18 protein-coding genes and 3 riboswitches are annotated in these 21,778 nt (G+C 74.8%); of the genes, 5 read left to right on the top strand and 13 right to left on the bottom strand.

Translation table 11 applies throughout. The annotated features are described in order from the left end of the window. Together cobA and HJG43_04010 are read right to left on the bottom strand one after the other, a co-directional pair. Complete coding sequence (gene cobA / locus HJG43_04015; GenBank protein ID UER53859.1) at positions 1 to 762, bottom strand: uroporphyrinogen-III C-methyltransferase; 762 nt, start codon at positions 760 to 762, stop codon at positions 1 to 3. Beyond that, positions 759 to 1,337 (bottom strand): histidine phosphatase family protein, encoded by a 579-nt coding sequence (locus HJG43_04010; protein ID UER53858.1) that lies wholly within the window; start codon positions 1,335 to 1,337, stop codon positions 759 to 761. The genes cobA and HJG43_04010 overlap by 4 nt, the downstream gene beginning before the upstream one ends. Beyond that, a riboswitch (cobalamin riboswitch) is annotated at positions 1,336 to 1,465 on the top strand. (Overlaps the previous gene by 2 nt.) A 36-nt stretch (positions 1,466 to 1,501) precedes the next feature. On the opposite strand from HJG43_04010, the gene cobN reads away from it, so the two are divergent. From cobN to HJG43_03990, 4 genes are read left to right on the top strand one after another with little or no spacing between them, the layout of a single operon-like run. Further along, positions 1,502 to 5,119, top strand: a complete 3,618-nt coding sequence (gene cobN, locus HJG43_04005) for a cobaltochelatase subunit CobN (protein ID UER53857.1) — start codon at positions 1,502 to 1,504, stop codon at positions 5,117 to 5,119. Then, entirely contained in the window at positions 5,116 to 5,832 is a 717-nt protein-coding gene (locus tag HJG43_04000; GenBank protein UER53856.1) for a precorrin-6A synthase (deacetylating), read from the top strand. Before cobN ends, HJG43_04000 begins: the two co-directional genes overlap by 4 nt. Positions 5,833 to 5,837: 5 nt before the next feature. Beyond that, complete coding sequence (locus HJG43_03995; GenBank protein UER55688.1) at positions 5,838 to 7,307, top strand: cobyric acid synthase; 1,470 nt, start codon at positions 5,838 to 5,840, stop codon at positions 7,305 to 7,307. Beyond that, a complete protein-coding gene (locus HJG43_03990) occupies positions 7,304 to 8,089 on the top strand; it encodes a cobalt-precorrin-6A reductase (GenBank protein UER53855.1) in 786 nt (261 codons plus the stop codon). The genes HJG43_03995 and HJG43_03990 overlap by 4 nt, the downstream gene beginning before the upstream one ends. On the opposite strand, the gene HJG43_03985 is transcribed toward HJG43_03990, so the two are convergent. The 7 genes from HJG43_03985 to HJG43_03955 all read right to left on the bottom strand — a co-directional run bounded on the left by HJG43_03985 (position 8,013) and on the right by HJG43_03955 (position 16,289). After that, positions 8,013 to 8,741 carry a CbtA family protein gene (locus HJG43_03985; protein ID UER53854.1) on the bottom strand — a complete coding sequence of 243 codons (729 nt, stop codon included), beginning with the start codon at positions 8,739 to 8,741 and terminating at the stop codon, positions 8,013 to 8,015. The genes HJG43_03990 and HJG43_03985 overlap by 77 nt on opposite strands. Before the next feature lie 8 nt (positions 8,742 to 8,749). Continuing rightward, positions 8,750 to 8,947 (bottom strand): CbtB-domain containing protein, encoded by a 198-nt coding sequence (locus HJG43_03980; protein UER53853.1) that lies wholly within the window; start codon positions 8,945 to 8,947, stop codon positions 8,750 to 8,752. A 142-nt stretch (positions 8,948 to 9,089) separates the two neighbouring features. After that, complete coding sequence (locus tag HJG43_03975; GenBank protein UER53852.1) at positions 9,090 to 10,121, bottom strand: cobalamin biosynthesis protein; 1,032 nt, start codon at positions 10,119 to 10,121, stop codon at positions 9,090 to 9,092. Further along, positions 10,121 to 11,161: a nicotinate-nucleotide--dimethylbenzimidazole phosphoribosyltransferase gene (cobT, locus tag HJG43_03970; protein ID UER53851.1), complete on the bottom strand. Its 1,041-nt coding sequence runs from the start codon at positions 11,159 to 11,161 to the stop codon at positions 10,121 to 10,123. The genes HJG43_03975 and cobT overlap by 1 nt, the downstream gene beginning before the upstream one ends. A 10-nt stretch (positions 11,162 to 11,171) precedes the next feature. After that, on the bottom strand, positions 11,172 to 13,616 hold the full coding sequence (locus tag HJG43_03965) for a cobyrinate a,c-diamide synthase (GenBank protein UER53850.1): 2,445 nt from the start codon (positions 13,614 to 13,616) through the stop codon (positions 11,172 to 11,174). A gap of 16 nt (positions 13,617 to 13,632) precedes the next feature. Further along, positions 13,633 to 14,247 (bottom strand): cob(I)yrinic acid a,c-diamide adenosyltransferase, encoded by a 615-nt coding sequence (gene cobO, locus HJG43_03960; GenBank protein UER53849.1) that lies wholly within the window; start codon positions 14,245 to 14,247, stop codon positions 13,633 to 13,635. Then, a complete protein-coding gene (locus HJG43_03955; GenBank protein UER53848.1) occupies positions 14,247 to 16,289 on the bottom strand; it encodes a VWA domain-containing protein in 2,043 nt (680 codons plus the stop codon). The genes cobO and HJG43_03955 overlap by 1 nt, the downstream gene beginning before the upstream one ends. A gap of 28 nt (positions 16,290 to 16,317) precedes the next feature. Further along, positions 16,318 to 16,460: riboswitch (cobalamin riboswitch) on the bottom strand. A gap of 48 nt (positions 16,461 to 16,508) precedes the next feature. Here HJG43_03955 and cbiE point away from each other — a divergent pair. Then, positions 16,509 to 17,732, top strand: a complete 1,224-nt coding sequence (cbiE, locus tag HJG43_03950) for a precorrin-6y C5,15-methyltransferase (decarboxylating) subunit CbiE (protein UER53847.1) — start codon at positions 16,509 to 16,511, stop codon at positions 17,730 to 17,732. Here the strand turns inward: cbiE and cobM are convergent. The 4 genes from cobM to HJG43_03930 are packed head-to-tail and all read right to left on the bottom strand — an operon-like array spanning position 17,717 to position 21,508. After that, positions 17,717 to 18,484 carry a precorrin-4 C(11)-methyltransferase gene (gene cobM, locus HJG43_03945; protein ID UER55687.1) on the bottom strand — a complete coding sequence of 256 codons (768 nt, stop codon included), beginning with the start codon at positions 18,482 to 18,484 and terminating at the stop codon, positions 17,717 to 17,719. The two genes, cbiE and cobM, sit on opposite strands and share 16 nt — an antisense overlap. After that, positions 18,484 to 20,004, bottom strand: a complete 1,521-nt coding sequence (locus HJG43_03940) for a precorrin-2 C(20)-methyltransferase (protein ID UER53846.1) — start codon at positions 20,002 to 20,004, stop codon at positions 18,484 to 18,486. The genes cobM and HJG43_03940 overlap by 1 nt, the downstream gene beginning before the upstream one ends. After that, positions 20,001 to 20,666 (bottom strand): precorrin-8X methylmutase, encoded by a 666-nt coding sequence (locus HJG43_03935; GenBank protein UER53845.1) that lies wholly within the window; start codon positions 20,664 to 20,666, stop codon positions 20,001 to 20,003. Before HJG43_03935 ends, HJG43_03940 begins: the two co-directional genes overlap by 4 nt. After that, positions 20,663 to 21,508 (bottom strand): nitrite reductase, encoded by an 846-nt coding sequence (locus tag HJG43_03930; protein UER53844.1) that lies wholly within the window; start codon positions 21,506 to 21,508, stop codon positions 20,663 to 20,665. Before HJG43_03930 ends, HJG43_03935 begins: the two co-directional genes overlap by 4 nt. Positions 21,509 to 21,564: 56 nt before the next feature. Further along, positions 21,565 to 21,760: riboswitch (cobalamin riboswitch) on the bottom strand. Between the last annotated feature and the right edge of the window lie 18 nt (positions 21,761 to 21,778).

The raw sequence follows: 21,778 nt of genomic DNA, 5'->3' as shown, positions 1-21,778 counted from the left end.
TCACAGGGCGGCGACCTCTCCGACCACGACGACCGCCGGCGGACGGATCCGCTCCGTCGCGATGACCCGGCCGAGGTCGGCCAGCGTGGTGCGCACCACCCGCTCGGTCGGCAGCGAGCCGTCACAGACCACGGCGGCTGGCTGGCTGCCCGGGCGTCCCGCGGCGAGCAGCGTGTCAGCGATCGCACCGCCGTTCTCCACCGCCATCATGAGGACGAGGGTGCCGCGCAGGGCAGCGACCGCGGCCCAGTCGACGAGGCTGTCCGGGTGGCCGGGCGGCAGGTGACCGGACACGACCGTGAAGTCGTGGACGACGCCCCGGTGGGTGACGGGGATCCCGGCGAGCGCCGGGACGGCGAGCGAGGACGACAGCCCCGGGATCACCCGGACGGGGACGCCCGCCTCCTGCAGCGCGAGCACCTCCTCGAAGCCTCGGCCGAACACGTAGCCGTCGCCACCCTTGAGCCGCACGACGCTGCGCCCGGCCCTCGCCCGCTCGACGAGCAGCTCGTTGATCCGCTCCTGCGCGGTCGAGCGGCCGCGGGGGACCTTGGCCACGTCGATCACCTCGACTCCTGGCGACAGCTCGGCGAGCAGGCCGGCCGGGGCCAGCCGGTCGGTGACCACGACGTCGGCGCCGAGCACGGCACGCAGCCCGGCGACGGTGATCAGGTCCCGGTCGCCCGGCCCGCCACCGACCAGGGTGACGCCGGGGAACCCGTCCGGTTCCACGGTCATGCTGCGCACCGTCATACCGGTCATTGTCCGAGCCAGGTCACGTCGTCGCCGACCCGGGCCACCGCGCCGTTCGGGACGTCGAGCCACCGGGTCTGGTCCGGCGTGACGCCGTCGAGGTGGGCTACCGCGGCCCGGATGGCGTCGCCGTGGGACACCAGGACCGTCACCGCTGAACGGTCCAGGCCGTCGAGGACGGCCCGCATGCGATGGTAGACGTCCATCGGCGACTCGCCGCCGCAGACCGGTTGGGTGGGGTCCGACCAGTCCGTCGCACCGGCCACGGCCCAGGCCTCCTCGTAGCGGCGGCCCTGCAGGGCCCCGAGGTGCTGCTCGCGCAGTCGCACGTCGCAGGTCAGGGTCGCGCCGAAGCAGGCAGCCACGACGTCCGCGGTCTCCATCGCGCGTGTCAGGTCGCTGGTGACGACTCGCTCGACCCGCAGGCCGAGCCGGGACACGTCCGAGGCGATGGTCCTCGCCGCCGCGGCGGCCTGCCGCCGGCCGAGGTCGGTGAGCCGGGGGTGGGGGGTCTGTCCCTGGGTCAGACGGGCGAGGTTCCACTGCGACTGACCGTGTCGCACGAGGTACACCGGACGGCTCACGAGGCCATCCTCCCGTAGGCTGCGTCGTGCCCGTGGACCAGGAACCCGGTGCGACTCCGGGGCGGTTCCGCCACTGTGACGTCGACTGACGACGTAGCCAGACACTGCTCACGGGTCGTCCGACCGCACGACGGGGCGAGAACCCCGGAGGAGGATCCCGGCAGATGGCCGAGTCGCCGGCGCACGTCGCGCTGCTGTCCACGTCCGACACGGACCTGTTGTCCGCGCGCGCCAGCGGCGCGAGGTACACCTGGGCCAACCCGAGCCGCGCCACGGAGGCCGAGCTGACGGCCACGGTCGCCGACGCCGACGTCGTCGTCGTACGACTCCTCGGCTCACCGCACGACCTGTGGCCGGGTCTGCGCTCGGTGCGCGAGCGCGGCACCCCGGTCGTGGTCCTGGGTGGCGAGCAGCAGCCGAGCGCCGAGCTGATGGAGCTGTCCAGCGTGCCGATGGGCGTGGCGACGCAGGCGCACCACTACCTGGCCGAGGGAGGTCCGGCGAACCTCACCCAGCTGCACGCGTTCCTCTCCGACACCGTGCTGCTGACCGGCCAGGGGTTCGAGCCACCCGTCGCCGTACCCGCCTGGGGGTTCGTCGAGCGGTCGGCTGCAGCCGACCCCGGTCTGCTGCGGGTGGGAGTGCTGTACTACCGGGCGCACCAGGCCAGCGGCAACACCGCGTTCGCCCACGCTCTGGCCGACGCGATCGACGCGACCGGCGAGGCCGTCGGCGTACCCGTCTTCGCCGGGTCGCTGCGCTCGGCGCCCGACGACCTCTACGAGGCGCTCGGCACGCTGGACGCCCTGGTGGTCACCGTCCTGGCGGCGGGAGGCTCGGCGCCGGCCACGGCGAGCGCGGGCGGGGACGACGAGGCGTGGGACGTCGAGCGGATCGCCGCCCTCGACATCCCCGTGCTGCAAGGTCTGTGCCTGACCACGAGCCGCGCCCAGTGGGAAGCCTCCGACGAGGGGGTGAACCCGCTGGACTCGACGACACAGATTGCGATCCCCGAGTTCGACGGCCGCATCATCACGGTGCCGTTCTCGTTCAAGGAGCTCGACGAGCAGGGGTTGCCGCACTACCTCGCCGACCCGGAGCGCGCCGGCCGGGTGGCTCGTACGGCCGTCAACCACGCTCGCCTGCGCAGGACGGCCAACGCCGAGAAGAGGATCGCCCTCGTGCTGTCGGCGTACCCGACCAAGCACGCGCGCATCGGCAACGCCGTCGGCCTGGACACCCCGGTCTCCGCCGTCCGGCTGCTGCGCCGACTGCGCGAGGAGGGCTACGACCTCGGGGGCGAGAACGAGGTCACCGCCCTGCTCGACCTCGACGACGACACGGTCGCGGGGGACGCCCTCATCCACGCCCTCGTCGCGGCCGGCGGGCAGGACGAGGAGTGGCTCACCGGTGCCCAGCTCACCGACGCGCACGTACGGATCACACCGGCCGAGTACGACGCCTGGACCGCCGACCTGCCGGCGGACCTGCGGGACGCCGTGGTCCAGGCCTGGGGCGCCGCCCCGGGACGTCTGTTCGTCAACGACGCCGGCGAGCTCGTCCTGGCCACCCTGCGGGCCGGGAACGTCGTCGTCCTGATCCAGCCGCCGCGAGGCTTCGGGGAGAACCCGGTGGCGATCTACCACGACCCCGACCTGCCGCCGAGCCACCACTACCTCGCCGCCTACCGCTGGCTGGAGCACGGCTTCGGCGCCGACGCCGTCGTCCACCTCGGCAAGCACGGCTCGATGGAGTGGCTGCCCGGCAAGAACGCCGCACTCTCCGCGTCCTGCGGGCCCGACGCGGCGATCGGCGACCTTCCGCTGGTCTACCCGTTCCTGGTCAACGACCCCGGCGAGGGCGCGCAGGCGAAGCGGCGTGCCCACGCCACCGTCGTGGACCACCTCGTCCCGCCGATGGCGCGCGCCGAGACGTACGGCGACCTCGCCCGCCTGGAACAGCTCCTCGACGAGCACGCCAACATCGCGGCGATGGACCCGGCCAAGCTGCCCGCCGTCCGCGGTGAGATCTGGCAGCTCATGCGGTCAGCGCAGATGCACCGCGACCTCGGGCTGGAGGAACGCCCGGACGACGAGGAGTTCGACGACTTCCTCCTGCACGTCGACGGCTGGCTGTGCGAGATCAAGGACGCCCAGATCCGCGACGGGCTGCACGTCCTCGGCGTGGCGCCGACCGGCGAGGCGCGCGTCAACCTCGTGCTGGCGATCCTGCGCGCCGCCCAGGTGTGGGGCGGCGCCGGCAACGCCGTGCCCGGCCTGCGGACGGCGCTCGGCCTGCGGGACGGCACGGACCTGCAGGCCGTCGACGCGGCCGAGGCCCAGGCCCGGGCCCTCGTGGAGTCGATGGAGGCGAGCGGCTGGGACCCGGCGGCGGTCTCGGCCCTGCACGACGACCCTGAGGTCCGGCGGGTGCTGGCGTTCGCCGCCGAGCAGGTGGTGCCCCGGCTGGCGAGGACCGGCGAGGAGATCGACGCCGTCGTGCACGCCCTGGCCGGCGGCTTCGTTCCCGCCGGCCCCTCCGGGTCCCCCCTGCGCGGACTGGTCAACGTGCTGCCGACGGGCCGCAACTTCTACACCGTCGACCCACGGGCAGTGCCCTCGCGGCTGGCCTGGCAGACCGGCCAGGCGATGGCCGACTCGCTGCTGGCGAGGTACCTCGAGGAGACGGGGACCTACCCGACGTCGGTCGGCCTGTCGGTCTGGGGGACCTCGGCGATGCGGACCAGCGGCGACGACGTCGCCGAGGTACTCGCCCTGCTCGGCGTGCGCCCGGAGTGGGACGAGGCCTCCCGCCGGGTCACCCGCCTGCAGGTGGTCCCGCTCGGCGAGCTGTCCCGGCCCCGGATCGACGTGACGGTACGCATCTCCGGGTTCTTCCGCGACGCCTTCCCGCACGTGGTCACCATGCTCGACGACGCCGTCCGGATGGTGGCGGACCTCGACGAGCCGGAGGACCGCAACTTCGTGCGGGCCAGTTACCTCGCCGACCTGGCCGAGCACGGCGACCCTCGACGCGCGTCGACCCGCGTCTTCGGCTCCAGGCCCGGGTCCTACGGGGCCGGCATCCTCCAGGTGGTCGAGTCGGGCTCCTGGCGCGACGACGCCGACCTGGCCGAGGTCTACACCGCCTGGGGCGGTTTCGCCTACGGTCGCGACCTGCACGGTGCCCCCGCGGCCGACGACATGCGCGCCAACTACCGGCGCATCAAGGTCGCGGCCAAGAACGTGGACTCCGCCGAGCACGACATCGCCGACTCCGACGACTACTTCCAGTACCACGGCGGGATGGTCGCGACGGTCCGTGCCCTGACCGGCACCGACCCGAAGGCCTACGTCGGCGACTCCACCTCGCCGGACTCGGTCCGCACCCGGACCCTCAGCGAGGAGACCGCCCGGGTGTTCCGGGCGCGGGTGGTCAACCCCCGCTGGGTGGCGGCGATGCAGCGCCACGGCTACAAGGGCGCGTTCGAGCTGGCGGCCACCGTCGACTACCTCTTCGGGTTCGACGCCACCACGGGCGTCGTGCACGACTGGATGTACGAGAGACTCGCCCAGGAGTACGTCCTGGACGAGACGAACCAGCAGTTCATGCGCACCTCGAACCCGTGGGCCCTGCGCGGCATCGTGGAAAGGCTGCACGAGGCCGCCGAGCGTGGCATGTGGGCCGAGCCGGACCCCGACACCCTCGCCGCCCTGCAGCAGGTCTACCTGGACGTCGAGGGCGACCTCGAGGACGGCGTCCAGCGGGCGAGGCCGGTGTGAGGGTCCGCATCCTCGGGGTCGGCATGGGGCCGCACCACGTCACCCGCGAGGTCGCGGACGCGCTGCGCGCGTGCGACTACGTACTCGCCACCGAGAAGTCCGCGGACGACGGGCTGCTGGCCGCGCGCCGGGCGGTCGCGGCGGCGCACGGCGTCCCGGTGGTCGTCGTCCCGGACCCGGACCGGGACCATGCCCCCGGCGACTACGAGCAGGCGGTGCGCGACTGGCACCGGGCGCGGGTCGCCGTGTACGAGGACGTCCTGCGGGCACGCGGTGGCACAGCAGCGCTGCTGGTGTGGGGCGACCCGTCGCTGTACGACTCGACGATCCGGGTCGTCGAGTCGCTGGCGGAGCGCCTGCCGGTCGAGTACGACGTGCTGCCCGGCATCAGCGCGCCGCAGCTCCTCGCCGCACGGCACCGGATCGTGCTGCACCCGGTCGGCCGACCCGTCCACGTCACCACGGCCCGTCGCCTGCGCGAGGACGTCGCCGCCGGCCAGAGGAACCTGTGCGTCATGCTCACCGGCTCGCTCGACCTCACCGGCCTCGACGACTGGTCGATCTGGTGGGGCGCCAACCTCGGCACGGACTCCGAGGAGCTGGCCGCCGGGCGGGTGGGCGACCTCGCCGGCCACCTCGAGGACGCGCGGCTGCGGGCCAGGCAGCGCGCCGGTTGGGTGATGGACGTGTACCTGCTGAGGGCACCCGAGTGAGCGGCCTGCTCGTGGCCGGCACCACCTCCGACGCCGGCAAGAGCGCCGTGGTGACCGGCCTGTGCCGCGCCTTCGCCCGCCGCGGCGTCCGCGTCGCGCCGTACAAGGCGCAGAACATGTCGAACAACTCCATGGTCTGCGCCAGCCCGGACGGCTCGACCGCCGAGATCGGCCGCGCCCAGTGGGTCCAGGCGCTCGCGGCGGGGGTCGTCCCGGAACCGGCGATGAACCCGGTGCTCCTCAAACCGGGCTCCGACCGGCGCAGCCACGTCGTGCTCATGGGGCGCCCCGCGGGGGAGGTCAGCGCGACCGACTGGGTGGCCGGACGTCGGCACCTCGCCGCGGCCGCGCACGCCGCGTACGACGACCTGGCCTCCCGGTTCGACGTGGTGGTCGCCGAGGGTGCCGGCAGCCCGGCCGAGGTGAACCTGCGCCGCGGCGACTACGTGAACATGGGCCTGGCCCGGCACGCCGACCTGCCCGTCGTCGTCGTCGGGGACATCGACCGCGGCGGTGTCTTCGCCGCGCTGTTCGGCACCGTCGCCCTGCTGGACCCCGGCGACCAGCGCCTCGTCGCCGGCTTCGTCGTCAACAAGTTCCGCGGGGAGCCTGCGCTGCTGGCCCCGGGGCTGCAGTCCCTGGAACGGCTGACCGGGCGACGCGTCCTCGGCGTGCTGCCCTGGGACCCGGGCCTGTGGCTGGACTCCGAGGACACCCTGGACATCCCCAGCCGGCGCGCGACCACGGACGGCGTCCGCAAGGTCGTCGTGATCCGGCTGCCCCGGATCAGCAACGTCACCGACGTCGACGCGCTCGGCCTGGAACCCACCCTCGACGTGACCTTTGCCACGGACCCGCGCGACGTCGCCGACGCGGACCTGCTCGTGCTCCCCGGCACCCGCTCGACGATCGCCGACCTGGCCTGGCTGCGCTCGCGGGGTCTGGACGTCGCCGTCGCCGACCACGTCCGTCGCGGACGCCCCCTGCTCGCCGTCTGCGGCGGCTTCCAGATGCTCGGCCGCACGATCAGCGACCCGCGCGGCGTCGAGGGTGCTGCGGGGACGGTGGTCGCCGGCCTCGGCCTGCTGGACGTCCGCACCGAGTTCGAGACCGACAAGTGCCTGCGGCTGCCCGTCGGCGAGGCCCTCGGCGTCCCGGCGAGCGGTTACGAGATCCACCACGGCCGCATCACCGTCGGGTCCGGCGAGGCCTTCGCAGGTGGGGTGCGCGCCGGCAACGTCTTCGGGACGATGTGGCACGGCACCCTCGAGGGGGACGAGCTGCGTCGCGCCTTCCTCGCCGCGACCCTCGGCCTGCCGCCGTCCGAGGCGTCCTTCCCGCAGGCCCGGGCGCGGATGCTCGACCGGTTGGGCGACCTGGTCGAGCAGCACCTCGACGTCGACGCCCTGCTCAACCTGGCCCGGCACGGCGCGCCCTCCGGCCTGCCGGTGCTGCCGCCCGGTGGTGCCGCGTGAGGCTGCTCCTGCTCGGCGGTACGAGCGAGGCCCGCGCGCTGGCGGCCCGGCTGGCCACCGACGGGATCGACGTCACCAGCTCCCTGGCCGGGCGGGTCACCCGGCCGCAGCTGCCGCTCGGCGCGGTCCGGGTCGGTGGCTTCGGCGGCGTCGACGGGCTGCGCGCAGCCCTCGCCGACTACGACGCGGTGGTCGATGCGACCCACCCGTTCGCAGTCGGCATCAGCCGCAACGCCGCCGCGGCCTGCGCGGCCCAGGCAGTGCCGCTGCTGAGGCTGGAGCGGCCGGCCTGGACGCCGCAGCCGTCCTGGACCTACGTCGACACGTCCGAGCAAGCGGCCCACGCCGCGGCCGACCTCGGACGGCGCCCGTTCCTCACGGTCGGACGCCAGGAGCTCGGTCGGTTCGTCCCCGCGCTGCGGGACCGCGCCGTCCTGGCCCGTGTGGTGGAGCTGCCGGAGCAGGTGTGGCCCAGCTCCTGGCAGCTCGTCACCAGCCGCGGCCCGTACACCGTGCAGGGCGAGCGAGGGCTGATGGGCCGTCACGGCACCGACGTCCTGGTCACCAAGGACTCCGGCGGCACCTTCACCTGGCCCAAGCTGCAGGCCGCCGCCGAGCTCGGCGCCGCGGTCGTCGTCGTCCGTCGTCCCGCCGGGCCGGTCGGCGTCCCGACCGTCGCCACCGTCGACGAGGCCGTCGAGTGGGTCAGAGGCCGGCGACCGTCTCACGCCGCGCGGCCGGTTCCGTCTCGACGGCGTCGAGCCGCGACACCAGACCCGTGAGCACCAGACCGATGACGCCCCAGAGGGTGGCGACGGTGACGAACGACGCCAGCCGGAAGGACCACAACGTGTCGGCGGGGAAGTCGCCGGTCCCCTCGGCCGGCGCGAGGACCTGGCCGGCCAGCACGACGACGACCAGGTAGCCGGTCACCCCGGCCACGACGCCGCCGTAGGTGCCGACCCGCTGGCGCGCCCACAGGGCACCGCGGGTGGCGAGAGCGGCCGCCGCGACCGACACCAGCACGAAACCGAAGAAGAGCGCGGTCCGCTGGCCGATCGTCTCGCCGTCGTGGACCCCAGGGGGTGACGCGGGGTACTTGAGGAACGGGACCAGCGCGACCGAGACGAACCCGAGCAGGGTCACGAGTGCGGTGGACTGCCCGGGCCGCAGGCGGCCCAGCCGGCCCAGCGTGCCCGCGACGACGAGCGCGACCGCTCCGCCGAGGGCCAGGCCGACCGCCGTCGTGGCGGTGAGCAGTCCCCAGGTCGCCTGCAGGTCTCGTGGGATCCCGCCGCCGGTGGCACCCGCTCCCTCCAGGGCGACGGCAGCCTCGACCTGTGGCTCTCCGACGGCGGAGGCGACGACGAAGGCGGCAAGCCCGGCGACCAGTCCGGCGGCGAGCCCGCGCAGGAGAAGCGCCCGTGCGCTCACAGCGGGCGTCAGTGGCAGGGGTAGCCGAGCAGGTGGCTGCCGTCGTGGACCCACTCGTGGACCACCGCGCCCTGGTCAGTGGTGGCGAAGAACAGCGCGAGCACGGCGAGGAGGCCGAGGAACAGCACCCAGGGCGCCAGCTCCCGCATCGGGACGGTGGGGACGGCGACCGGCTCGGTGACCGGGATGACGGCGGAGTGCGACATGGCGTGTCCTCTCAGGGATTCGTGCGTCCCTGTCGATGGGCTGAGTGACGGCCGCTCGGGTCTGACTCCACCGCCGAGGCGATGTCACAGTAGCGCGACTGTGCCGGACTCCCACCGGCTTCCTTGCGACCGCACGGCGACTCTAGCCGCCCGGCCGCAGCCGGCGCCAGAGGGCACGGGTCGGTCGCCGACGTGCCGAGCAGGACGACCGGTAGCCCCACTGCCTGCGTCCCAGCACGGCCGCCGTCACGGCGGCGGTCAGCGCGGCCCCGGCCCCGACGCGCCTGGCGAGGCGCCGCGCACGCGTGATGTCCTGGGGCCGTGGCGGACGGCCGTCCCCCATGACGGCGCGGTGCTCCACGCGGTTGCCGTCGTAGCGGTTCGTGCCGCCGAGCCGGACGCCCAGCGCACCCGCGAACGCGGCCTCCGCCACGCCCGCGTTCGGGCTCGGATGGCGCCCGGCGTCCCGACGCCAGGTGCGCCACGCGTCCCCGGCCCGAGCCGGGCTGGCGACGAGGGTCAGCACACCGGTGAGCCGCGATCCCGGCAGGTTCACCAGGTCGTCCAGTCGGGCCGAGGCCCAGCCGTAGCGCTGGTAACGGGCGTTGCGGTGGCCAACCATCGCGTCGAGGGTGTTGACGGCGCGGTACCCGAGCAGCCCCGGGACGCCGGCCACTGCGCCCCACACCAGGGGGGCCACGACCGCGTCGGACGTGTTCTCCGCGACCGACTCGACCACGGCCCGGGAGACCTCCGGCACGTCGAGCCCGCCGGTGTCCCGGCCGACGAGACGTCGGACCCGGGTTCGCGCCGCGGGCAGGTCGCCGCTGCAGAGCAGGCCCTGGACCGCGCCGGCCTCGAGGTCGAGGGTGCGCCCGCCCAGGACCGTCCACGTCGCGACGGCGGTGACCACGGCCCGGGCGGTCGGGCGGACCGTGAGGCGCTCGGCGGCGACACCGAGCGCCACCGCTGCCCCGACCAGCGCCGCGGCGTGGGCTGCGCCCCGAGCGCGCGAGTCGGCGTACAGCCGGCGCTCGACGGCTGCGGCGGCCCGACCGAAGCCGGCCACCGGGTGGTACCGCCGCGGGTCTGCCAGGAGGCGGTCCGCGGCGAACCCCAGCAGGATGCCGGCCGCACGTGCCGGCACCCGTGGTCCCGGGGCGTCCGGTGGCATCAGGCGGGGATCTCCTCGAGCAGGGCGACGTCGCGCAGCAGCGCGACCGCGCTACGCAGGACCGGTACGGCGGCGACCGCGCCTGACCCCTCTCCCAGCCGCAGGCCGAGGTCGAGCAGCGGCTCGAGCCCGAGCTTGCCCAGCGCGAGGGACTGCGCAGGCTCCGTGGACCGGTGCCCGGCGGCGAACCAGGCCGCCGCGCCCGGCTCGATCCGGTCGGCGGTCACGGCGCACGCGACACTCATCAGCCCGTCGAGCAGTACCGGGACGCCGTCCTGGGCTGCTGCGAGCAGGTAGCCCGTGGCGGCTGCCAGGTCCGCCGAGCCGAGCGCCGTCAGCGTCTCGACCGGGTCGGACACCCTGGTCCCGGCGCGGGTCAGGGCCGCGTCGATGACGCCGGTCTTGCGCCTCAGCGTCTCGTCGTCGATGCCGGTGCCGCGGCCGACGACCTCGGATGCGGGCACGCAGAGCGCGGCGGCGACCATGGCGGCGGCGGGAGTGGTGTTGCCGATGCCCATGTCACCGCTGATGAGCAGCTGCGCGCCGGCCTGGATCTCCTCGCGTGCCACCCGGGCCCCGGCGTCCAGGGCGGCGCGGGTCTGGTCGGCGGTCAGCGCGTCCTCGAGGTGGATGGCGCCGCTGCCGCGCCGGACCTTGTGCGCCGTCAGCGCGGACCTCGTCGCGTCGTCCAGGTCGTCGAAGGCCTCGTCGACCCCGAGGTCCAGGACGCGGACGGTGACGCCGTGCGTGGCCGCCAGCGCGCTGACGCCGGCCCTGCCGGCGAGGAAGACCCGGACCATGGCGCCGGTGACGGCGGGCGGGAACGCTGACACGCCGTGGGCGGCGACGCCGTGGTCGCCGGCGAAGATGACCAGACGGACGTCGTCGACCTGCCGTGGTGGCACCTGGCCCTGACAGGCGGCGACCCAGACGGCGAGCTCCCCGAGGCGGCCGAGGGCACCGGGCGGGGTCGCCAGCGCCGCCAGCCGCCTGGCGGCGTGATCGCGGGCGACGGCGGAGGGGGCGGACACGGCAGGCATCGGACTCCTGTCACAGGTGGGAACGGTTGGCGGGCAGTCGGTCGAGCTCCTCGAGGAGCCGCAGGGTGACGGCCGGCCGGCGGACGGCGATCCGCACCCAGCTGCCATCCAGGCCCGGGAACGTGTCGGCACGGCGGACGGCGACACCGCGCTCGCGCAGGGCCGCGTGCACCCCGGTGCCCGGGCGGGCCAGGACGAACGGAGCCGCTGACGGGACGACGTCGATGCCGCGGCGGCGCAGTCCGTCCTCGAGAAGCTCTCGGCGGCGCACCACCGACTGGGCGCGACGAGAGCCCTCGGCTGCGGCGGCCGGTCCGCAGCACGCGACCGTGGCGGCGATCGCCGGTGACGACACCGCCCAGGGGGTCTGGACCGCGGCGAGCCGGCGCACGACCGAGCGGTCACCGACGACGTACCCGGCGCGGATGCCCGGCACGGACCAGTGCTTGGTCAGGCTCCGAACCACCACCAGGCCGGCGAGCCGCTCCCCGGCGAGCGACTCCGCCTCGCCGGGCACGGCGTCCATGAAGGCCTCGTCCACCACCACGAGCCGGCCGCGGCGGCGCAGGCGTCTCAGGGCGCTCGCGGGGTGCAGGACCCCGGTCGGGTTGGTCGGGTTGCCTACGACGACGAGGTCGGCGTCCTGCGGGACGGCGTCGGGGTCGAGCGCGAAACCGTTCTCGGGCCTGCACAGCACGGTCGTGACCGTTCGCCCCGCCTGCTCCAGCGCCACGTGCGGCTCGGTGAACTGCGGGTGCACGACGACGGGCCGGCGCCACGGTTCGAGACGCGCCAGGAGGGTGAACGCCTCGGCCGCCCCGGCGGTCGGCAGCACCTCGTCGGCCTCCCGGCCGTGCCGCCGGGCGACGACGGCGGCGGCGGCGGACGCGTCCGGGTAGGACGCCGCGTCGGTCAGCGACTCCCGCAGCGCTCGTTCCAGCCACGGTGGCCGGTCGCCGTCGTACACGTTGACCGCCAGGTCCACGAGCCCCTCGCCGGTCTCGGCGTCACCGTGGTGCCGCAGCGGCTGGAGCAGCGGGTCCCGCGACGACGACGCCGCAGGCAGGACGGGCCTGGGCCGGCGCGGGTGGTGGCGCGGGTGGTGGTGGGGAGTGGCCGCGTGCACGGCGTCGGCGAACCGCTGGGCCGTGCGCGGGTGCCCCGCCCAGTGCACGTGGAGGTAGGACGCGTGCAGCGTCGCTGTGGCGAAACCCGTTGCCTCGCCGTCGATCTCCCACGCCGGGCAGCCGCCCGCCACCGGGCTGGTCCGGGTGCGGTGGAACTCGTGACCGGTCACCCGGTCCCCCGCCCGCGCCAGGAGGGAGTCGGCCGGTGCGACGGCGTCCGGGTAGCGCAGCGTCAGCCGGTCCGTCATGGCCGCCGTCGCGGGGACGACCCCGGCCATCGGGACGTCGTCCAGCGTGCTCGACAGGTAGAGCAGGCCGGCGCACTCGGCGACGGTCGGGACGCCGGCCTCGACGGCGGCACGCAGATCCTCGAGCAGGCTGTGGTTGGCAGCGAGCTCGGCGGCGTACACCTCGGGGAAGCCGCCGCCGAGATAGACACCGGCCGTCCCCTCGGGCAGCGCCGGGTCGGCGAGGGGGTCGAAGGACACGACCTGGCAGCCCGCCGCCTGCAACAGCTCGTCGGTCTCGGTGTACCGGAAGGTGAAGGCTCGCCCCGCCGCCACCGCGACGACGGGCCTGCCGCCACCGGGGGGACGGACGTCGTCGCGCGGGTCCCACGCCCGGCCGGGCAGGTCCACAGCGCTCCGAGCCACCTGCAGGACGGCGTCCACGTCGAGGTGGCGCCGGACCTGCTCCCCGAGCCGGCCGACCACCGCTGCCGACACGTCGCGCTCGGCCGCCGGCACGAGGCCGAGGTGCCGCGACGGCGTGGTCAGCTCCTCGGACCGCGGGAGCACCCCGAGAACCGGCAGCCCGGCGCGCTCCAGCGCCCTGACGACCTCGGCGTCGTTGCGCGCCGAGCCAGCGCGGTTCAGGACGACGCCGGCGATGTCGACGCCGGTGTCGAACGCCGCCATCCCCGCGGCGACCGCAGCGGCGGTGCGTGACTGCCGGGCGACGTCGACGACGAGGACGACCGGTGAGCGGGTCAGGGCGGCGACGTGCGCGGTGGAGGCGAACCCGTCGGTGCCCAGCCGACCGTCGTACAGTCCCATGACGCCTTCGAACACCGCGACGTCCGCGCCGGCCGCCCCGTGGAGCAGGAGCGGGACGATCCGCTCCTCGCCGACGAGGTGCGGGTCGAGGTTGCGCCCGGGTCGGCCGGTGGCGAGCGCGTGGTAGCCGGGGTCGATGTAGTCGGGGCCGACCTTGTGCCCGCTCACCCGGTGCCCGGCGGCGGCCAGAGCGGCCATCAGGCCGGTGGCGACGGTCGTCTTGCCCTGGCCCGTGGACGACGCCGCGACGACGAGCCGCGGCAGGGTCACCACACCGGCCCCCGCCGGCTCACCACTCGATGCCCTTCTGCCCCTTCTGGCCGGCGTCCATCGGGTGCTTGACCTTGGTCATCTCGGTGACCAGGTCGGCGGCCTCGACGAGCCGGGGGTCGGCGTTGCGGCCGGTGATCACCACGTGCTGGTGACCTGGTCGCCGCCGGAGCGTGGTGATGACGTCATCCACGTCCACCCACCCCCACGTCATCGGGTAGGTGAACTCGTCCAGCACGAGCAGGTCGTGAGCACCGTCCGCGAGGCGACGCTTGACCTCGCGCCACCCCTCGAGGGCGGCCGCGGCATGGTCCTCGGCGTCGCCCTGCTTGCGGCTCCAGGACCAGCCGGAGCCCATCTTGTGCCACTCGACCGGCCCGCCCTCTCCGGTCTCGCGGTGCAGGGCCCCCAGCCGCTCCAGGACCGTCTGCTCACCGATACGCCACCTGGCGGACTTCACGAACTGGAAGACCCCGATACGCCAGCCCTGGTTCCAGCCGCGCAGAGCGAGCCCGAAGGCCGCGGTCGACTTCCCCTTGCCGTCGCCGGTGTGGACCACGACGAGCGGGCGGTTGCGACGCTGCCGCGTCGTGAGCCCGTCGTCCGGGATCGTGGTGGGTCGACCCTCGGGCATCAGGCTGCTCCGTTCGTCGCGCGGGTGTGGCGCCGGACCGAGCCGGTCAGGGTCTGGGCGGTCACCTCCGCCACGGGCAGGTGCTCGGCCCGCAGCAGGCTCGCCAGCCGGGTCGCCAGGCCGAGTCGCACCGGGCCGCTCTCCCCGTCGACGACGACCGTGGTCACGCTCAGGCGGGCGACGTGCTCGGCAGCCTCACCCGACCGGGCGACTGCGTCCCTTCCCGCGGTGGCGCGCCCGTCGGTCACCACGACGAGCAGCGGGCGCAGGCGCGGGTCCCGCAGGCGCTCGCGCTCCAGCACCCGGGCCGCCTCCAGGAGGCCCTCGGCCAACGGTGTCCGACCGCCGGCGGGGAGCTCATCGAGGCGGCGGGCGGCGATCTCGACGCTGTGGGTCGGCGGCAGGACCAGCTCGGCGCCGCCGCCACCGAAGGTGATCAGGCCGACCTTGTCGCGCCGGCGGTAGGCGTCGAGCAGCAGCGAGAGGACCGCGGTCTTCACCTGGGTCATCCGCTTGCGCGCCGCCATCGACCCGGACGCGTCGACGCAGAACAGGACGAGGTTGGCCTCCCGGCCCTCACGGACCGCGATCCGCAGGTCCTCGGCCCGCAGGTCCACCCGGCCGCCTGCCCGGGGGCGGACGGGCTGCTGAGCGGCGGCTGCCTTGAGCGTCTCCACGAGGTGCAGAGAGCCACTGTCACCGGGCTCGCAGCCGACCCGCCTGCCGCTGCTGGAGATCGCGCGGCTGCGGCGACCGGCCGCCCCCGAGCCGACACCGTCGACGGTGAGCAGTCGCGGGCGCTGTGGCGCGCCGGCCTGGACGACCGACTGCTCACCGGCCCCGGCACGCGGCGCGGGCGCCTGCCGGTCCTCGTCGTCCTGCCTGGCGACGTCCCGCTGGGGGGTGTCCCGCTCGGCGGCCGGCTCGCCGTCCGGCTGGCGGCCGCCGTCCGGCTGGGCGCCGCCGTCCTCCTCCGGGGACGCGCCCGGGCCCGGGCCTTCTGGCGGGTCCGGAGGCAGACCGTCGCCGAGGACCTGGTTCAGCAGGTCCTCGTCCAGCCCTGGCGCGTCGAACGGCGTGCGCCGCCTCCGGTGCGGCAGAGCCAGCAGCGCGGCCCGGCGGATGTCTGCCGTGGTGACCTCGTCGCGCCCCGCCCACGCGGCGTGGGCCACGGCGGTGCGTGCGGTGACGATGTCCGCGCGCAGGCCGTCCACCTCGAACGCGGCACAGACCTCGGCAACCGTCAGCAGGGCGGACTCGGTCAGCCGCACGGTGGCGACCCGTTCACGGGCGCTCGCGATCCGCCCGGTGAGCGCCTGGTCGGCGGCGCGGTAACGCGCCGCAAACCCCACCGGGTCCGCGTCGTACGCCATCCGGCGCCGGACGACGTCGGCCCGCACCGCCGGGTCGCGCGGTGCCCGGACCTCGACGGTGAGCCCGAAACGGTCGAGGAGCTGGGGGCGCAGCTCCCCCTCTTCGGGGTTCATGGTGCCGATGAGGACGAACCGAGCCGCGTGCTCCACCGAGACGCCGTCCCGCTCGACCGTGGCGCGGCCCATGGCCGCGGTGTCGAGCAGGAGGTCGACGAGGTGGTCGTGCAGCAGGTTGACCTCGTCGACGTAGAGGATGCCGCGGTGGGCGCGCGCGAGCAGGCCGGGCTCGTACTCCACGGAGCCCTGGGACAGTGCGCGTCCGAGGTGCAGGGAGCCCAGCACGCGGTCCTCCGTCGCACCGACGGGCAGCTCGACGAGACGAACCGGGCGGGTGACCACTTCGGCGTCGCCGCCGAACGGACCGTCCGGCGAGACCGCGCAGGAGTCTGCCGGGTCGACCGAGAACCGGTCGGCCGCGTACACGTGGATCGGTGGGAGGACCGCCGCCAGCGCGCGGACGGCGGTGGACTTGGCCGTCCCCTTCTCGCCGCGGACGAGCACGCCCCCGATCTCCGGCGAGATGGCGGTCAGGACGAGGGCCAGCCCCATGTCGTCCAGGCCGTCGGCCTCGCACCCGAGGACGGCTGAGAAGGGGTACTGCACCGGCATACGAGGCTCCCGCTCGGTTGCGCCATGGAACACGGTCCGGTCCCGAGGCCGGTCTTCGGACTTGTCGGGTCCCCCGTCGCCAGGGGCCCGATTCACCGCAGCGGGCCTGTGCCGGACTCTCACCGGCTTCCCAGATTCTCCTCGTCGCCAGCCCCGCCGTTTCCGACGGCTCGGTCTCAGAGGCACCTCGTGACGGTGGCCACGATAGCGTGCGAAGCCGTGCCGGCACCCACGAGCCCTCGCCCGCAGCCGACGGTCACGGTGGTCGGCATCGGCGCCCGCGGCTGGAGCGGGCTCACCGACGACGTGCGCAGACTGCTGCTCGACGCCCGGGTGCTGGTCGGCGGGCAGCGGCACCTGGACCTGGTGCCGCCGCGGCCCGGGCAGCGACGCGAACGGTGGCCGACACCGCTGCGCGACGGCCTGCCGGACCTGCTCGCCACGCTGACGCAGGGACCGGTCGTCGCGCTGGCCTCCGGTGACCCGCTGGTCTCCGGCGTCGGGTCGACCCTCGTCGACCTGCTCGGTGAGGACCGGGTGGAGATCTACCCGGCGACCTCCTCGGTCGCGCTCGCCCGGGCCGAGCTGCGCTGGCCGGCGGAGTCCTGCGCGGTGGTCAGCGTCGTGGGCAGGAGCCCGGCCCTGGTCTTGCGGGAGCTGGCACCGGGCCGGCGAGTGCTCGTGCTCTCCTCCGACGAGAGCACCCCCGCGCAGGTGGCGCGGCTGCTGACCGCCGCCGGGTACGGCGCGTCGCGGGTGCACGTCCTCGGTGACCTGGGCTCCGACCGCTTCACCCGGGTGGACGGCACAGCCGGCACCTGGTCGGCCGTCTGTCCGCGGCTCAACGTCATCGGGCTGGAGCTGGACGGTCCCGCGCACGGTGCCTGGGTCGCCGGTCTGCCCGACGACCTGTTCGACCACGACGGGCAGCTCACCAAGCGGGACCTGCGCGCCGCTGCGCTGGCCCGCCTCGCGCCGGTGCCCGGAGCTCACCTGTGGGACGTCGGGGCGGGCGCCGGCTCGGTGGGAGTGGAGTGGATGCGCGCCCACCCGACCTGCTCCGCGACGGCCGTCGAGGCCGATGCGCAGCGCGCGGAGCGGATCACCCGCAACGCCCACCGCCTCGGGGTGCCCGGCCTGCGCGTCGTCCACGGCACCGCACCGGAGGCCCTCGCCGACCTGCCGGCCCCCGATGCGGTGTTCGTCGGCGGCGGTGCCACCACGCCCGGCGTCCTCGAGACCTGCCTGGCCGCGCTGCCGCCCGGCGGACGCGTCGTCGTCCACGGGGTGACCCTGGAGACCGAGCGGCTACTGGCGGACCTCTACCGCGACCGCGGCGGGGAGCTGACCCGGGTCGGTGTCGAGGTGGCGGCCCCGATCGGCTCGTTCACCGGCTGGACGCCCACCAGGTCGGTCACCCAGTGGGCCTACGTGCGCGGCTGACCTGGGGGTACCCGGCGGTCGCGGCGCGCGTCGTAGAGGAACGACTCCCCGCCGGGCCGGGGGTCGAGAGCCCGACCGACGAGGATGACCGCGGCCTGCCGCAGCGCAGCAGCCTCGACGGCGTCGGCGATGGTGGCGACCGTGCCGTGCAGGACGACCTCGCCCGGCTGACTGGCCCGGTAGACGACCACGACCGGGCAGTCGGCGCCGTACTCCGGTTCCAGCTCCGCCATGAGCTCACGGGTCCGGGTGATCGCCAGGTGCAGCACGAGCGTCGCACGGGTCGCGGCGTACGCGGACAGCGCCTCGGTGGCGGGCATCGGGCTGGAACGGGCCCGGGTACGAGTCAGCACGACGGACTGCGCGACGAGCGGGACGGTGAGCTCCCGGCCCACTGCGGCCGCTGCGGCGGCGTACGCCGGTACGCCGGGCGTGGCGTCCCAGGCCACGCCCGCGGCGTCGAGCCGGCGGGTCTGCTCGGCCAGCGCCGAGTACACCGACAGGTCGCCGGACGTGAGACGGACGACGTCCTTGCCCTCGTGGTGGGCGGCCGTCAGCCGTTCGGTGATCTGGTCGAGGTCGAGGTGCTGGGTGTCGACCAGCTCGGCCTGCGGGCTGACGTGGTCCAGGACCTGCGGGTCGAGGTACGTCCCCGGGTAGAGCACGACGTCGGCCTCGGCCAGCAACCGGGTCGCTCGAACCGTCAGCAGGTCGGCCGCGCCGGGCCCGGCGCCCACGAAGTGGACGACCATCAGCCCTGCACCCACCGCGGCGTCCAGACACCCGCCCTGGTGACGCGCGTGGCGTCGGCGCCCACGATGAGCAGGCACCTCATGTCGATCGTGGCCGGGTCGAGGCCGGCCAGCGTCGTCACGGTGAGCGACTCCTGTGCGCGGCCGACGTCGCGGCCCACGACGACGACGGTGTCGGGCCTGCGGTGCTCGAGCAGGACCCGTTGCGCCGTCGCGACCTGGTGGGTCCGCGACCGTGACGCCGGGTTGTAGATCGCCAGCACGAGGTCGGCCGCGGCGACGGCCCGAAGACGCCGTTCGACGACCGTCCACGGTTTGAGCCGGTCGGAGAGGGACACGACGGCGAAGTCGGCCCCGATCGGGGCACCGGCCCGGGCGGCGACCGCCTGGACCGCGCTGACACCCGGCAGGACGCGGACGGCCACGTCGGCGTAGGCCGGGTCCTCGGCCGCCTCGAAGACGGCGGCCGCCATGCCGAACACCCCGGGGTCGCCGCCGGAGACGACGGCGACCCGCTCACCGGCTCGGGCGAGGTCGAGGGCGTGGCGGGCACGGTCGAGCTCGACGGTGTTGCCGCTCGCGTGCCGGGTCAGGCCGCTGCGCTGGGGGACGCGGTCCAGGTACGGGCCGTAGCCGACGACGTGGTCCACCTGCGCCAGGGCGGCCGAGGCCTCAGGGGTGAGCCAGCCGTCCGGACCAGGACCGAGACCGACCACGAGCAGCTCTGCCGCCGGCTGGTCCCGCGCCGAGCGCCCGGCGTCCGCCTCGACCACGGCGCCGCGCTGCCGGGAGCGCCGTCCGTTGCGAGTGTCTCCTGGGACCACGACGAGCGCGAAGTACGGCACCGTGTCGGCGTCGACCTCGGCGACCGGCAGCCAGCGCTGCCCGGGCATCGACACCCGCTCGACGTAGAGCGCGTGGTCCAGCCGTCCGGCGGCCTCCAGCGCCCTGCGGACGGCCGGGAAGGTGCGGCCGAGCTTGAGGATGATCGCGGCGTCGGTGTCCGCCAGGCGACGGGCGAGCTCGGGCTCAGGCATCGTGCCCGGCAGCACGGTCAGCACGTCGGTCTGGCGCACCAGCGGCGCAGCCGCCGCGGCGGTGGCGGCAGCGAACGCCGGCACCCCGGGGACGATCTCGGTCGGGTACCTGCCGGCCAGCCGGTCGTGCAGGTACATGAACGAGCCGTAGAACAGCGGGTCGCCTTCGGCGAGCAGGACGACGTCCCGCCCGGCGTCGAGGTGCGCCGCCAGCCGGACGGCGGACTGCTCGTAGAAGTCGGCGAGCGCGCCGGCGTACCCGCCGGGGTGGTCGGTCGCCCCTGTCGTCACCGGGTAGCGGAGCTCCTCCTCGACGACACCCTGGGAGAACAGTCCAGCGGCGATGCGGCGGGCGTTGGACTCCTTGCCGGCACCGGCGTGGTAGGCGATCACGTCCGCGCTCGCGATGAGTCGGGCGCCCTTGCGGGTGATGAGGTCGGGGTCGCCGGGCCCGACGCCGACGCCGTAGAGGCGACCGGTCACTCCTCCTCCCGGGCCAGCGCGTTGAGCGCCGAGGAGGTCATCGCCGACCCACCTCGACGCCCGCGGACGGTGACGTACGGCAGGTCGACGCCGTGCCGGTCACCCAGGTCGACGAGGGCCTGCTTGGACTCGGTTGCGCCGGTGAAGCCCACTGGGCAGCCGACGACAGCAGCGGGGCGCGGCGCGCCGTCCAGGACCATCTCGAGCAGGTGGAACAGCGCAGTGGGGGCGTTGCCGATGGCCACGACAGCGCCGTCGAGGTACGGCTCCCACAGGGACACCGCGGCGGCGGTGCGGGTGGTCCGCCACTGCTGCGCCAGAACCGGGACCCGCTCGTCGTGCAGGAAGCAGAGCACCTCGTTGGCGTTGGGCAGGCGGCTGCGGGTGACACCGGTGGCGACCATCGTGGCGTCGCACAGGATCGGCGCACCGGCCTCCAGCGCGGCACGGGCAGCGACCACCAGTCGAGGGTGCACGACGAGGTCGGCGGCCAGGTCGACCTGGCCGCTGCCGTGGATCATCCGGACGGCGAGCTTCTCGGCGTCCGGGGGAACGCGGCTGAGGTCAGCCTCGCGACGGATGGTGGCGAAGGAGTCGGTGTAGATCTCCGGACCGGAGGAGACGTAGTCGTAACGGCGCACGGGCCTTCTCGGCTGTCTCACCGGTCGTTCTCCGGGACCAGTACCCCGCGCCACGGGGTGACGACGAGGTGATCGGTGCCCGACGTCAGCTCGGTGACGGCGGCGTGGTCGAGCCCGGACGGCGGGACCGCGACATGGCGGCCCCCCGGGACGTCACCGAACGGCAGCGGGGCCGCCGGCGGCGGCAGCCGAGGGTCGGGCTGCTGCTCGTCGGTGAGCGGGCGGTCGAGCTCGGCCACGTGCCACGGCGCGCTCGACAGCTCGCCGCGCACGTCGATGAACCGGACGGCGAGGGCCACCAGGGCGCGAGCGGCATCGCGCAACCCCACCACCGGCCCCCATGCCGGGCCGACCCGCAGCTGGGCCGTCGCGGCGTCCAGGGCGACGAGACCGAGGTCGCAGGGCCGGTCGCACAGGTCGCCTCGGCCGTCGTCCAGGACGAACAGGAACCGTCCCGGCAGCCCGGCCACCCGTGGCTCGGAGCAGAGCAGGTCGTCCAGCTCTCCAGCGACCGGTCGCACGTCGGCGCGGCCGCCGGTACACCCGGTCTGCGGGGACGCCATCACGTTGCGCACCAGCTCGTGCGTCCGGGTGGGCAGCAGCCCGGTCGCCTCCAGGGCCGTCAGCGCCGTCGGGTCGAGGTGGCCGTCTGCGCCCGGCAGCCCCCGGACCTGGAGGTTGGCGCGAGAGGTCACGTGGACGTAGCCGTCGCCGTACCGTCGGGCAACGCCGACGAGCTCCTCGAGCTGCCTGGACCGCAGGTGGCCACCGATCAGCCGAAGCCGCACGAGCAGGCCGTCCTCGGCGGGCCACGGCCGCACCGCGCCGGGGCAACGATCTCGTCGGTCTCGGACGACTGGCACGCTCGGTACCTCATCTGGTCATGGGCCCTGTCGCGGGGCCCGCTCCTGACCTGGCGGCGGTCACCGCTAGGGCCAGCAGGTCTTCGGACTCGGGATCGACCGGAGCGGGGCGCCTTCCCGGAGTGGACTCCAGTGGCTGCCGTCGGCCGGCGTGCCCCGCCCGTCACCCTCACCGCTGCGCGTCAGTCCCGGACTCCCACCGGGTTCCCTGACTCCACCTCGTGGAGCACGACTGGCGCTGCCCACGCTACCGCAGGGCGCACGGGGCGG

Source organism: Kineosporiaceae bacterium SCSIO 59966 (genome assembly GCA_020881835.1).
GTDB lineage: Bacteria > Actinomycetota > Actinomycetes > Actinomycetales > SCSIO-59966 > SCSIO-59966.
The sequence above is the reverse complement of the archived record's forward strand: the minus strand, read 5'-3'. Positions and strand labels throughout refer to the sequence as shown.